Here is a 13188-nt window from a genome sequence, read left to right as displayed (position 1 = left end):
TTTCCCAGCTGATCGAGGAGTCGAGAGATCGTGACGGACATCGTCGACGAACTGAAGTGGCGCGGACTGTTCTCCCAGTCCACCGACGAGGACGCGCTGCGCAAGGCGTTCGCGGACGGCCCGGTCACGTTCTATTGCGGCTTCGACCCGACCGCGGCCTCGCTCCACGTCGGCCACCTGGTGCAGGTGCTGACCGTCCGGCGGCTCCAGCAGGCCGGTCACCGGCCGCTGGCGCTGGTCGGCGGGGCCACCGGGCAGATCGGTGACCCGCGGCCGACCGCCGAGCGCACCCTGAACGACCCGGAGACGGTCGCGAACTGGGTGAACCGGCTGCGCGGCCAGATCGAGCCGTACCTGTCCTTCGAGGGCGAGAACGCGGCGGTCATGGTGAACAACCTGGACTGGACGGCCGGGCTGTCCGCGATCGAGTTCCTGCGGGACATCGGCAAGCACTTCCGGGTCAACAAGATGCTCACCAAGGACTCGGTCGCGCGCCGGCTGGAGTCGCAGGAGGGCATCAGCTACACGGAGTTCAGCTACCAGCTGCTCCAGGGCATGGACTTCCTGGAGCTCTACCGCCGGTACGGCTGCACGCTCCAGCAGGGCGGGTCCGACCAGTGGGGCAACCTGGTGGCCGGCCTCGACCTGATCCACAAGCTGGAGCCGGAGGCGCAGGTCCACGCGCTGGCGACGCCGCTGATGGTCAAGGCGGACGGCACCAAGTTCGGCAAGACCGAGAGCGGCGCCGTCTGGCTGGACCCGGAGATGACCACGCCGTACGCGTTCTACCAGTTCTGGCTGAACGTGGACGACCGGGACATCTCGACGTACATGCGCATCCTGTCCTTCAAGAGCCGCGAGGAGCTGGAGGAGCTGGAGGCGCAGACCGCCGAGCGGCCGCAGGCGCGCGCCGCGCAGCGGGCGCTCGCCGAGGAGCTGACGGCGCTGGTGCACGGTGCGGACCAGTGCGCCGCCGTGATCGCGGCGTCGAAGGCGCTGTTCGGCCAGGGCGACCTGGCGGAGCTGGACGAGGCGACGCTGGCCGCCGCCCTGTCGGAGCTGCCGCACGCCAAGGTGGCGGAGCCGGGCCTGGTCGTGGACCTGTTCGCGGAGACCGGCCTGGTCGCGAGCAAGTCGGCCGCGCGGCGGACGGTCAAGGAGGGCGGCGCGTACGTGAACAACGCCAAGGTCGCCTCCGAGGAGGCCGCCGTCGCCAAGGAGGACCTGCTGCACGGCCGCTGGCTGGTGCTGCGCCGGGGCAAGAAGAGCCTGGCCGCGGTGGAGGTCACCGGCTGATCCGGCCGCGAGGCCGGCGGAACACGCCGAGGGGGCCGGTCCGGACGTGACGTCCGGGCCGGCCCCCTCGGCGTACCCGCGCCCCTAGGCCGTCCGGCGTTTGCCGCGGAGCTGCAGGTAGAGCATGTCGCCCAGCCCCACGACGGCGACGGCACCGGCCAGCTGGAGCAGGTGGCGCGTCCAGTCGATGCCGCGGGTCTCGCCGACCCCGATCCAGCCGGCGACCGCGTTGCCGAGGACACCGCCCAGGATGCCGAACACCGTGGTGAGCCAGAGCGGCTGGTGCTGCTTGCCGGGCAGGATGGCCCTGGCAATCAGACCCAGCACGAATCCGACGATGATCGCCCACAACCAGCTCATGTCGCCTCCTCGCGCGCGCTGATGCGCATGTGCGGCCAGTCTCGTCCGGTCCGCCGAATGCCGCATGTCGGGCACGTCCGTCCGGGGGACGGCGGAGGGTGCCTGCGCCGTCGGCGGTACCCCCCTCTCCTCGTCCCCGCCGGCCCGGCGTACCGTGGAGGGGTGTCCGGACAAGGGAGTGTCCGGCGTGCGGAACGGGTGGTGCAACGATGCGGAAGCGGAACGGAGCCGAGGTCTTCCGGATCACCGGGGCCCGGCAGGGACTGGCCGAGGACGTGCGCGGCCGCCAGCGCCGTTACGTCATCTCCATGGGCATCCGGACCATCTCGGTGATCCTCACGGTGGTGCTCTGGAACGTGGAGCGGCACATCGCGGTCGTGACGCTGGTCGCGGGCGCGCTGCTCCCCTACGTGGCGGTGGTCATCGCCAACGCGGGCCGCGAGCGGGCGCCTTCGCTGCCCTCCCACTTCGTCCCGGCGCCGGTGCGCCCGGCGCTGGAGGCGGGAAACCTCAAGAAAAGCTCAGATCAATCATGAAGTTCCGGTGCACCGCACCGGGTCCTGCGTGACATACTGCCTACGCGCTCCGCATCCCCCGTCGGAGCGACAGACCGACGCCGGGCAGCTCCCCCCGTGGCTGCTCGGCGTCGTCGTTTCGTCTTCTAGGGTTGAGGCGTGATCTCCCCCACCGAATCCCCCTCCGAACCGATCTGCTCCGCCAAGGGCTGCCGCGCGCCGGCCGTCTGGGTGCTGGCCTGGAACAACCCGAAGCTGCACACGCCCGAGCGGCGCAAGACGTGGCTGGCCTGTGAGGAGCACCGCGAGCACCTGTCGCAGTTCCTCGGCGTGCGCGGCTTCCTGAAGGACGTGGTGGAGCTGTCGGAGTGGCGGGAGCCGGAGGCGCCGTAGCCGGTGGTCCCGGGTCAGCCGCCGATCGCCGACATCGGCCGGTCGGGCTGGAGGAAGGACGGGTCATCGAGTCCGGAGCCGGCCTTCTTCCCCCACATCGCCACCTTCCACAGGCGGGCGATCTCCTCGTCCGGGGCGCCCGAGCGCAGTGCGCCGCGCAGGTCCGACTCCTCGGTGGCGAACAGGCAGGTGCGCACCTGGCCGTCCGCGGTGAGCCGGGTCCGGTCGCAGGCCCCGCAGAAGGGCCGGGTGACGGAGGCGATGACGCCCACGGTCGCCGGGCCCCCGTCGACGATCCAGCGCTCGGCGGGGGCGGAGCCGCGCTCCTCGGAGCCTTCCTCGGTGAGGGTGAAGCGCGTGCGCAGCGAGGCGAGGATGTCCCCCGCGGTGATCATGCCGTCGCGCTTCCAGCCGTGCTGGGCGTCCAGCGGCATCTGCTCGATGAAGCGCAGCTCGTAGCCCTCGGCGACGGCCCAGGCCAGCAGGTCGGGGGCCTCGTCGTCGTTGAGGCCGGGCATCAGGACGGCGTTGACCTTGACGGGGGTGAGGCCGGCGTCGCGGGCGGCGGCCATGCCGTCGATCACGTCGTGGTGGCGGTCGCGGCGGGTGAGGGTCTTGAAGACCTCGGGGCGCAGGGTGTCGAGCGAAACGTTCACGCGGTCGAGGCCGGCGGTCTTGAGGGCCGTGGCGGTGCGCTTGAGGCCGATGCCGTTGGTGGTGAGGGACATCCTGGGGCGCGGCTCCAGGGCGGCGCACTGCTCCACGATGCCGACCAGGCCGGGGCGGAGCAGGGGCTCGCCGCCGGTGAAGCGGACCTCGGTGATGCCGAGGTGGGTGACCGCGATCCGGACCAGGCGGACGATCTCCTCGTCGGTCAGCAGGTCGGACTTGCCCAGCCACTGCAGGCCCTCTTCCGGCATGCAGTACGTACAGCGCAGGTTGCACCGGTCGGTGAGCGAGACACGCAGGTCAGTGGCCACTCGGCCGAAGGTGTCGATGAGCACTGTGGGCCCCCTCCCGTGTCCGGAATCTGTAGAGGATCACTACATGTTCGAGCCTACGCGACGCGTGTTACAGGGAGAGGTGCCCAAAGGAACGAGACGTGGCGCGACCGCGTCGTAGAGAAGTACGACGCGGTCACGCTGGGTGTGCGGGCGGTGTCAGTGGGCTCCGGTGCCGGTGAGGGAGCGCACCTCCAGCTCGGCGTACTTCTGCGGGTCGGCGGGTTCCTTGGAGAGGACGGTGCCGAGCCAGCCGAGCAGGAAGCCCAGGGGGATGGAGATGATGCCGGGGTTCTCCAGGGGGAACCAGGAGAAGTCGGCGTCCTTGAACATCGAGGTGGGCTTGCCGGAGACGACCGGGGAGAAGAGCACCAGGACGACCGACGAGATCAGGCCACCGTAAATCGACCAGAGAGCGCCCTGGGTCGTGAAGCGCTTCCAGAAGAGGCTGTAGAGGATCGTCGGCAGGTTGGCGGAGGCGGCCACGGCGAAGGCGAGCGCGACGAGGCCGGCGACGTTGAGGTCGCGGGCGAGCGCGCCGAGGCCGATCGCGACGGCGCCGATGCCGACGGTGGCCCAGCGGGCGGCCCGTACCTCTTCCTTCTCGGTGGCGTTGCCCTTGCGAATCACGTTGGCGTAGAGGTCGTGGGCGAAGGACGAGGAGGAGGCCAGGGTGAGGCCGGCGACCACGGCGAGGATGGTCGCGAAGGCCACGGCGGAGATGACGGCCAGCAGGACGGCGCCGCCGGTGGAGCCGGCCCCGCCGCCGACGGCCTCGGCGAGCATGGGCGCCGCGGTGTTGCCGGCCTTGTTGGAGGCGATGATCGCGTCCCGGTCGAGCAGGGCGGCGGCGCCGAAGCCGAGGGCGATGGTCATCAGGTAGAAGGCGCCGATGATGCCGATTGCCCAGTTCACCGACTTCCGGGCGGCCTTGGCCGTGGGGACGGTGTAGAAGCGGATCAGGATGTGGGGCAGGCCGGCGGTGCCGAGGACGAGGGCGATGCCGAGGGAGATGAAGTCGAGCTTGGAGAGCGCGGTGGCGCCGTACTTCAGGCCGGGCTCCAGGAAGGCGGCGCCCTTGCCGCTGTTCTCCGCGGCCTTGCCGAGCAGCTCGGAGACGCTGAAGTCGAACTTGAGCAGCACCAGGAAGGTGATGAGCAGGGCGCCGGCGATCAGCAGGACGGCCTTGACCATCTGGACCCAGGTGGTGCCCTTCATGCCGCCGATCGTCACGTAGACGATCATGAGTACGCCGACCAGCGCGACGATCGCGACCTTGCCGCCGTCGCTGGTGATGCCGAGCAGCAGGGAGACGAGCACGCCGGCGCCGGCCATCTGCGCGAGCAAATAGAAGATGGAGACGACGATGGTGGAGACGCCGGCGGCGGTGCGTACGGGCCGCTGGCGCATCCGGTAGGCGAGGACGTCGCCCATCGTGTAGCGGCCGGAGTTGCGCAGGGGCTCGGCGACCAGCAGCAGGGCCACGAGCCAGGCCACCAGGAAGCCGATGGAGTAGAGGAAGCCGTCGTAGCCGAAGAGCGCGATGGCTCCGGCGATGCCGAGGAACGAGGCGGCGGACATGTAGTCGCCGGAGATGGCCAGGCCGTTCTGGAAGCCGGTGAACTGGCGGCCGCCCGCGTAGAAGTCGGCGGCGTCGCGGGTCTGGCGGCCGGCCCAGACGGTGATGATCAGGGTGGCGACGACGAAGAGCCCGAAGAGCGTGATGATCAGGGGGCGGTGCTCGGTCGCCGATCCGGTCGCGAGCGGGACGGCCGGGGCGAGGAGGGGGTGGCTCATTCCGTGCCTTCCATGCGGGACTTGATGGCCTCGGACTTGGGGTCCAGGGCGGTCGCGGCGTGCCGGGAGTACCACCAGGCGATGAGGAAGGTGGTCGCGAACTGGGCGAGGCCGAGCACCAGGGCGACGTTCACGTTGCCGTAGATCTTGATGCCCATGAAGCCGCCCGCGTAGTTGGACAGCAGCACGTACAGCAGGTACCAGGCGATGAACGCCACGGTCAGGGGGAAGGCGAAGGACCGGTACGAGCGGCGCAGCTCGGCGAACTCCGGGCTCTCCTGGACGGCCGCGAACTCCTCGGGGGACGGGCCGGGCGGGCGGCCGTCCTCGGTGCTGCGGGGCGGGGGCGCTTCGGTGCTCACGGGTTCTCCCTGCGGGGCGGGTGCGGTGGGAACGGACAAAACGACCTCCGAGGGGGGACGGAATGGCGCCCTCCCCCTGTCAACGGCACGGCTGACGGGGCAGGACGGTTCAACACCCGATTTTTCTTTCGGAATTCATTGCTTGTGCGGGAAGATCGGCGCTAGCTTCACTCGTCATGTACCCGTCCAACGCGACCTGCGTGAGGACGGCTTTTTCACGGATGATGTGGAGAACCCATGGCTCATCTGGGATCCAGACGACGGCGCGCCCTCGCGCTGCCGGTCGGCCTGGCGCTCACGGCCTCGCTCGGTTTCCTGCCCTCGGTGTCGGCCTCCGCCGCCACCCTGGACGAGGTCACCGCGGCCGCCTCCGACACCACCGGTCCCAAGCTCTCGTACGTGGTGAACCTCGACCGCTACGGCCCCGGCACGTCGAAGCACGTACAGCGCGCGATCGAGCTGGCCGGCGGCACCGTGGTGACGGCGTATGAGCAGATCGGCGTCATCGTCGCGCACTCCCAGAACCCGGACTTCGCCCGGCAGGTCCGCGCCGTCAAGGGCGTGAGCTCCGCGGGCGCCACCCGTACGGCCCCGCTGTCGGTCGTGCAGACCACCGACGAGGGCGCCACCCAGGTGCTGAGCGCGGAGGACGCCGCCAAGGCGGCCGCCGAGGCCGCCCCGGGCGAGGAGCCGCTGGAGCCCAACCAGTGGGACCTGCGGACGATCAAGGCCGACGAGGCGCACAAGATCAACGATGGCAGCCAGTCGGTCACCGTCGGCGTCATCGACACGGGTGTCGACGACACCCACCCCGATCTGGCCCCGAACTTCTCCAAGGAGCAGTCGGCCAACTGTGTCGGCGGCGTCGCGGACACCACGGACGGCGCCTGGCGCCCGTACGCGGACGGCAGCGACCACGGCACGCACGTGGCGGGCACCATCGCCGCCGCGCGCAACGGCATCGGCATCAGCGGCGTCGCGCCGGGCGTGAAGGTCGCGGGCATCAAGGTCTCCGAGCCCGCCACCAGCCTGTTCTACACCGAGGCGGTCGTCTGCGGCTTCGTCTTCGCCGCCGACCACGGCATCGAGGTCACGAACAACAGCTACTACGTCGACCCGTGGTACTTCAACTGCAAGGACGACGCCGACCAGAAGGCCCTGGTCGAGGCGATCGGCCGCGCCACGAAGTACGCCGAGCGCAAGGGCACGCTCAACGTGGCCTCCGCCGGCAACTCGAACTGGGACCTGGCGGCGGACTCGATCGAGGACACCACCAGCCCGAACGACACCACCCCGGTGCCGCGCACGATCGACCCGAGCAAGTGCCTGGACCTGCCCACGCAGCTCCCGGGCGTCGTGTCGGTCTCGGCCACGGGCGTCCAGGGCCTGCGCTCGTACTACTCGTCGTACGGCCTCGGTGTCATCGACGTCGCCGGCCCCGGCGGCGACAAGTGGCAGATCCCGGACACCCCGGACAAGAACGGCCGCGTGCTGTCGACCCTCCCGGGCGGCGGCTACGGCTACAAGCAGGGCACCTCGATGGCCGGCCCGCACGTGGCCGCCGTCGCCGCGCTCATCAAGAGCAAGCGCCCCTGGCTGACGCCGGGCCAGGTGCAGGGTCTGATGAAGGCGCAGGCCGACCAGGCCGAGTGCCCGGACAAGATCTACAACGCCGCCGGCGTGCTGGTCGACGCGACCACCTGCGAGTCGTACGGCACCCAGACGGGCTACTACGGCGCGGGCATCGTCAACGCGCTGCGCGCCGTCGAGTAGCAGTCGGGCCACGGCCCCGGCGACGGGACCGGCACGACGGGACCACGGCTCTCTGGAGGGACGGCGCCGGCACACCGCCGGCGCCGGCACGAGCCGGGTGACGGAACACGAGGGGCCCGGGCGGGATGCGATCCCGCCCGGGCCCCTCGCCGTGCGTCGCCGTGTCCCGGGCCGGTCAGGGCTTGATGAGGACCTTCAGGGCGCTGCGGTCGTCCATCGCGCGGTAGCCGTCCGGCACCTCGTCGAGGGAGACGGCGCGGTCGAAGACCGGGGACGGGTCGATGGTGCCGTCGAGGACGTCCTTCAGCAGCTCGGGCAGGTAGGCGCGGACCGGTGCCACGCCGCCGCGCAGGGTGATGTTGCGGTCGAACATCACGCCGAGGTCCAGGCCGGTGCCGCTGCCGTGCGGGACGCCGACGTAGCCGACGGCCCCGCCGTCGCGGGTGATGTTCACGGCGGTCCGCATGGACTGCTCGGTGCCGACGGCCTCGATGACGCAGTGCGCGCCCTGGCCGCCCGTCAGCTCCCGCACGGCGGCCTCGGCGGCCTCGCCGCGCTCGGCGACGACGTCGGTCGCGCCGAACAGCTTGGCGATGTCGGTACGGGCGGCGTGCCGGCCCATGGCGATGATGCGCCCGGCGCCCAGCCGCTTGGCGGCGAGCACGCCGCACAGCCCGACCGCGCCGTCGCCGACCACGGCGACGGTGGCGCCCTCGCGGACCCCGGCGCCCAGCGCCGCGTGGTGGCCGGTGCCCATGACGTCGGAGAGGGCGAGCAGGGCGGTGAGCAGGTGGTCGTCGGAGGCGGCGTCGGCGGGCAGCTTCACGAGCGTGCCGTCGGCATGCGGGACGCGGACGGCCTCGCCCTGGCCGCCGTCGTAGCCGACCGAGCCCCAGAAGCCGCCGTGCACGCAGGAGGTGTGCAGGCCCTCGGTGCAGTAGTCGCACACGCCGTCGGACCACATGAAGGGCGCGACGACGAGGTCGCCGGCGCGGAAGCCCGAGACCTCGGAGCCGGTCTCCTCGACGATGCCGAGGAACTCGTGGCCGATGCGCTGCCCGGGCTGGCGCTGGGCCTCGCCGCGGTAGGCCCACAGGTCGCTGCCGCAGATGCAGGCGCGCAGGACGCGGACGACGGCGTCCTTCGGCTCGCGTACGGCTGCGTCCGGCACCTCCTCCACGCGGATGTCGTGCGGGGCGTGGATGACGGTGGCGCGCATGTTCGGCGTTCCTCGGGGTCGGTCGGGGTGTCGGGGTGTGACCTCCCTACCGTACGCCCCGCCGCGCGGTGAGGGTTCCGGCGGCCAGCAGGTACTGGGCCGCCAGGTACGTGGCCATGATCCAGACGCCGGTGCCGGGGAGCTGGGGCCACCCGGCGACGCCGGTCGCGATCAGGGTGTCGGAGAGCAGGAAGAGGGCTCCGCCCGCGGCGGCGGTGCGGCCGAGGGCGCCGGACCGCCAGGCCATGGCGGTGAGCAGCAGGCTGTACCCGGCGACGGGGCCGCGCAGCTCGGCGGGGAGGCCGGACCAGAGCAGGGCGACGGTGGTGACCAGCGCGACGGCGTACCCGGCGCCGACGAGCGGGTGGACGCGGCTCCTGCCGGGGCCGGTGCCGAAGAGGAAGAGGTAGCAGACGTGGCCGAGGGCGAAGGAGCCCATGCCGACGAGGAAGGCCGCGTCGGCGTCGAAGAGGAGGGCCACGTCGCCGCCCCAGCCGAACGCGAGGGCCGCGACCAGCAGGCGCGGGGCGCGGCGGGTGAGTACGTACGCCACGAGCAGCGGCATCAGCAGCGGCTTGGCGATCAGGTGCCCCGGGTGCCAGCCGGCCAGCAGTGCGGCCAGGTCGAGGGCGCTCGCGGCGCCGAAGGCGTACAGCAGGGCGCGGCCGACGCTCTCGCGCCGCCCGGCGAGCCGGGGCTGGGCCCAGGAGGGGATCCGGGGCCCGGCGGGGCGCGGGGCGGAGGGGGCTGGGGCGGTCATGCGGGGGACTCCGTGGGGGTGGGCGCGGGGGCGGGGGCGATGCGGGGCCCGGCGGTGGGGACGGGCTGGGCCGTGGGGACGGGCTCGGCGGTGAGGACGGGCCCGGCCGTGGGAACGGGCCCGGCGGTGGGGACGGGCTCGGCCGTGGGGACGGGCTGCGGCTGCCAGCCGGGGCCGGCGAAGAGGCGGCCGGCGCGCTCGCGCCAGGAGGCGGCGGTCCGTACGTCGCGGGCGATGGCGGCGTACTCGTGGGTGGCGACGCGCAGCGGGTTGTAGGTGGTGATGTTCTTGGTCAGGCCGTAGACGGGCTTGGCCGTCTCGCCCGTCCAGGTGCCGAAGACGCGGTCCCAGAGGATGAGGATCCCGCCGAAGTTCCGGTCCAGGTAGCCGCCCTGGGAGGCGTGGTGGACGCGGTGGTGCGAGGGGGTGTTGAAGAGGTACTCGACGGGGCGGGGCAGCTTCCCGATCCGCTCGGTGTGGATCCAGAACTGGTAGACGAGGTTGACCGAGTAGCAGAAGGCCAGGGCCGCCGGGTGCACGCCGAGGGCGATCAGCGGCAGGTAGAAGGGCCAGGAGGTGGCGCCGGTCCAGGGCTGCCGCAGAGCGGTGGAGAGGTTGAACTTCCGGCTGCTGTGGTGGACCACGTGAGAGGCCCACAGGAGGCGGACCACGTGGTGGCCGCGGTGCTGCCAGTAGTAGCAGAAGTCCTGCGCGAGGAGCATGAGCGGGACGGTCCACCAGAGGAACGGCACGCGCAGCGGGGTCAGTTCGTACACCGCGCCGTAGACGGCGACGACGGGGACCTTCCAGAGGAGGTCGAACCCGAGGCTGCCGAGCCCCATGGTGATGCTGGTGGCCGCGTCCCTGGCCTCGTAGCCGGCGGCCTCGTCGTCGGGACGGATCCGGTAGCTCACCACCTCGACGACCGTGAGCAGCACGAAGGCGGGTATGGACCACAGCACCACGTCGGGCAGGTTCGGCATGAGCGAAAGATAGAGCCGCCGCTGCGGGGGCGCCAGGGGTTGTTACCGATCGGTATCCGGCGGGGTTACCGGGGGTTCGGGATACGGGGGCACGGCCGGCCGCGGGGCGGGGCGCGTCCCGCGGGAGCGGCTCGGGTACGGGGCTCGGGCCGCTCCGCGCGGGACCCTCACCAGACCCGGACCGAGCCCCCCACTGCGAAGGCCGGGCTGGTGGCTTCCGGTGGGGTGCGGGTCAGCGGCTCGGCGATCTCCGCGACCGTCGGGCCGTGTTCGGCGGCCAGGGCGTCCAGCAGCGTGAGGTCGAAGCCGTAGACGCGGGCCGCGTTGCCGCCGGCCATGGCCGCGACCTCCTCCCGCGGGAGGCCCGCGTAGGCGATGCGGAGGCCTTCGCGGGAGTACGGCGTGGTGCCCTCGTCGTGCGGGTAGTCGCTGCCCCACATGATCTTGTCCAGGCCGATCCGCTCCCGCAGCGGCACCTCGTGCGGGCGCATGAAGCTCGCCCCCACGAAGCAGTTGTCCCGCCAGACCTCGCTCGGGCCCTTGCCCATCGCGTCCGCCAGGCCCGCGCCGAACTTGGACTCCGCGGTGGCGGCCCGGGTCGCGGCGGAGACCAGGCGGCCGTGGTAGTAGTCCAGCATGTCGAGCACGCCCGGGATCCAGCCGGAGCCCTGCTCGGTCAGCACCAGCCTGAGCTCCGGGTGGCGCCGGAAGGCGCCGCCGAAGACCAGGTGCCACAGGGCGCGGTGCGAGAACCAGGTGGTCTCCACCATGAAGACCGCGCGGGCCGCGGGTTCCGGGCCGAGGGGCGGCGAGGCGGAGCCGCCGTGGTGGTTGACGGGGACGTCCAGTTCGGCGCAGACCGCCCAGATCGGGTCGTAGACCTCGGAGTACAGCTCGGGGACGGCCGAGCCGGGCGGGACACCCGGCAGCAGGATGCCGCCGGTCAGGCCGGCCTCGCGGGTGCGGCGGATCTCCGCCACGGCCGCGTCCACGTCGTTCAGGAGGATCTGGACCACACCGGCGCGCCGGCCCGGCGCCTGCGCGCAGAAGTCGGCGAGCCAGCGGTTGTGGGCCTGCAGCCCGGCCCAGCGCTGCTCGTACTCGGCGCGGGTGGGCGGCTGCGCCATCAGGGAGGCGTTGGGGAAGAAGGGCGGGATGGTGTTGGGGAACACGACCTCCGCGACGATGCCGTCCGCCTCCAGTTCGGCGAGCCGGCGGTCGGAGTTCCAGTTGCGGTCGGCGGTGTCGGCGAGGAGGTCCTCGTACGGGTTGACGTACGTGGCAGCCCAGGCGTCGAAGTCGTCGTGGTGCTTCTTCTCCAGGTACGGCTTGTAGTCGAGGAGGTCGGCGCCGGCGTGGCAGTCCGCCGAGATGACCGTGTAGCGCTCGTCGCCGGTGCCGTCCGGGCGGGCGGCCGTCATCCGTTCACCCCCAGGACCGGGAAGTCGCCGCCGGTCAGCCAGTGGCGGCCGGTCTCGCGGGAGCGGGCCCAGGAGGCCTCGACGGCAGGCTGGTCGGGCGACTGGCCGAGGTCCGCCGGGGTGGGGCCGATGCGGCGGGCGAGGGGCGCGAGCTCGGCGGTGTCGAAGCCGAAGACCTCGGCGGCGGCGAGGCCGAGCATGCGCCGGGTCTCGGCGACCGGGATGTCGTGGAAGGTGTTGCGGAGCCACTGGCGGGTGGTGGGCCAGGTGCCCTCGGGGTGCGGGAAGTCCGAGCCCCAGAGGATGTTGTCGACGCCGATCTCGTAGCGCTGGGCGAGTTCGCGGCGCTTGGTGTTGGTGGCGCAGACGAACACCTGGCGGTCCAGGTATTCGCTCGGGGGGCGCTTCAGCTCGGCGAAGGGCGAGAGCTTCTTGCCGCCGTGGGCGCCGAGGTAGAGGCGGTCCATGAACCACAGCTGGTTGGGCAGCCACCAGCAGCCGGACTCGGCCACGCCGAACTTCAGGCCGGGGTGGCGCTCGAAGACGCCCGACCAGAGCAGGAACCACAGCGGGCGGGCGGGCCACCAGGTGACCTCGGAGACGTAGATGCCGAGGTGGTCGCCGTACTCGTGGCGGGGCGCGGCGCCGGAGTGGGTGACCACCGGCATGGCGGTCTCGGCGGCGGCGGCCCAGATCCGGTCGTAGCGGCGGTCGTGGTACGGGGCCTTGTCGACCCACATCGAGGGGATCATCAGGGCGCCGAGGCCGGACTCCTTGGCGCGGTGGATCTCGGCGACGACCGCGTCGGGGTCGCCGGTGACGGGGAGCAGGGCGACGCCGCAGTGGCGTTCGGGGTGCTCGGAGACGAACTCGGCGAGCCAGCGGTTGTGCGCCTGTGCGCCGGCCATGCCGAGGTCGGGGTCCTGGTCGCCGGAGAGGCCGAGGCCGACGCCGAAGGGGGCGGCGGTCTGGCTGTCGACGGCGTCCGCGTCGGGGAAGACGACCTCGCCGGCCACGCCGTCGCCGTCGAGCTCCTTCAGGCGCTGGGCGGTGTCCCAGCCGCCCCTGAGGCCCTCCTCGTTGTCCTGGAACCACTTCTCGGCGAAGGCCTCGTTGCGGATGCCCAGCCGGGTGGCCTCCTCGCGGCGGGCGTCGCGCTCGCCGAGGAACTCGTCGAACTGCGGGTGGAAGCGGGAGTCGAGGTACGGGCGGTACTGCTCGGTGGGCAGGCCCGCGTGGCAGTCGGAGGAGATGATCAGGTAGGGGTCTTCGTACGTGCCGTCGTGCGCGGTCTCGTCGTTCACGGGG

13 protein-coding genes are annotated in these 13188 nt (G+C 72.0%); 4 read left to right on the top strand and 9 right to left on the bottom strand.

Going from position 1 to position 13188, the window contains the following annotated elements:
• Window positions 1–30: 30 nt before the first annotated feature.
• Entirely contained in the window at window positions 31–1296 is a 1266-nt protein-coding gene (gene tyrS, locus ACIQUR_RS10325) for a tyrosine--tRNA ligase (protein ID WP_403661320.1), read from the top strand.
• 84 nt (window positions 1297–1380) lie between these two features.
• Here the strand turns inward: tyrS and ACIQUR_RS10320 are convergent, their stop codons facing one another.
• Entirely contained in the window at window positions 1381–1656 is a 276-nt protein-coding gene (locus tag ACIQUR_RS10320; RefSeq protein WP_403661317.1) for a GlsB/YeaQ/YmgE family stress response membrane protein, read from the bottom strand.
• Window positions 1657–1865: 209 nt separating this feature from the next.
• Here ACIQUR_RS10320 and ACIQUR_RS10315 point away from each other — a divergent pair, with 209 nt between their 5' ends.
• Entirely contained in the window at window positions 1866–2192 is a 327-nt protein-coding gene (locus ACIQUR_RS10315; protein WP_399940410.1) for a DUF3099 domain-containing protein, read from the top strand.
• Window positions 2193–2330: 138 nt separating this feature from the next.
• Window positions 2331–2564, top strand: coding sequence for a hypothetical protein (locus tag ACIQUR_RS10310; RefSeq protein WP_403661314.1), 234 nt, complete (start codon window positions 2331–2333; stop codon window positions 2562–2564).
• A 14-nt stretch (window positions 2565–2578) separates the two neighbouring features.
• Here ACIQUR_RS10310 and moaA read toward each other — a convergent pair whose 3' ends face one another.
• From moaA to ACIQUR_RS10295, 3 genes are all read right to left on the bottom strand, one after another.
• Window positions 2579–3568, bottom strand: a complete 990-nt coding sequence (moaA, locus tag ACIQUR_RS10305) for a GTP 3',8-cyclase MoaA (RefSeq protein ID WP_403661311.1) — start codon at window positions 3566–3568, stop codon at window positions 2579–2581.
• Window positions 3569–3724: 156 nt separating this feature from the next.
• The gene (locus tag ACIQUR_RS10300; protein WP_403661308.1) at window positions 3725–5362 is read right to left on the bottom strand and encodes a cation acetate symporter; all 1638 of its coding nucleotides are present in this window, start codon (window positions 5360–5362) and stop codon (window positions 3725–3727) included.
• Window positions 5359–5724: a DUF485 domain-containing protein gene (locus ACIQUR_RS10295; protein ID WP_403661305.1), complete on the bottom strand. Its 366-nt coding sequence runs from the start codon at window positions 5722–5724 to the stop codon at window positions 5359–5361. Before ACIQUR_RS10295 ends, ACIQUR_RS10300 begins: the two co-directional genes overlap by 4 nt.
• Before the next feature lie 237 nt (window positions 5725–5961).
• Between ACIQUR_RS10295 and ACIQUR_RS10290 the strand changes: the two genes are divergently transcribed.
• Window positions 5962–7497: a S8 family peptidase gene (locus tag ACIQUR_RS10290; RefSeq protein ID WP_403661302.1), complete on the top strand. Its 1536-nt coding sequence runs from the start codon at window positions 5962–5964 to the stop codon at window positions 7495–7497.
• A 175-nt stretch (window positions 7498–7672) separates the two neighbouring features.
• On the opposite strand, the gene ACIQUR_RS10285 is transcribed toward ACIQUR_RS10290, so the two are convergent.
• From ACIQUR_RS10285 to ACIQUR_RS10265, 5 genes are all read right to left on the bottom strand, one after another.
• Window positions 7673–8716 carry a zinc-dependent alcohol dehydrogenase family protein gene (locus ACIQUR_RS10285; protein WP_403661299.1) on the bottom strand — a complete coding sequence of 348 codons (1044 nt, stop codon included), beginning with the start codon at window positions 8714–8716 and terminating at the stop codon, window positions 7673–7675.
• Window positions 8717–8762: 46 nt separating this feature from the next.
• Window positions 8763–9476, bottom strand: a complete 714-nt coding sequence (locus tag ACIQUR_RS10280; RefSeq protein ID WP_403661296.1) for a lysoplasmalogenase — start codon at window positions 9474–9476, stop codon at window positions 8763–8765.
• Window positions 9473–10459, bottom strand: coding sequence for a sterol desaturase family protein (locus ACIQUR_RS10275; RefSeq protein ID WP_403661293.1), 987 nt, complete (start codon window positions 10457–10459; stop codon window positions 9473–9475). The genes ACIQUR_RS10280 and ACIQUR_RS10275 overlap by 4 nt, the downstream gene beginning before the upstream one ends.
• A gap of 167 nt (window positions 10460–10626) precedes the next feature.
• Entirely contained in the window at window positions 10627–11880 is a 1254-nt protein-coding gene (locus ACIQUR_RS10270) for an amidohydrolase family protein (protein ID WP_403661290.1), read from the bottom strand.
• Window positions 11877–13184 carry an amidohydrolase family protein gene (locus ACIQUR_RS10265; protein ID WP_403661286.1) on the bottom strand — a complete coding sequence of 436 codons (1308 nt, stop codon included), beginning with the start codon at window positions 13182–13184 and terminating at the stop codon, window positions 11877–11879. Before ACIQUR_RS10265 ends, ACIQUR_RS10270 begins: the two co-directional genes overlap by 4 nt.
• Window positions 13185–13188: the final 4 nt, after the last annotated feature.

Source organism: Streptomyces sp. NPDC101132, assembly GCF_044759225.1.
GTDB lineage: Bacteria > Actinomycetota > Actinomycetes > Streptomycetales > Streptomycetaceae > Streptomyces.
This window is presented reverse-complemented; position numbering and strand designations above follow the sequence as displayed.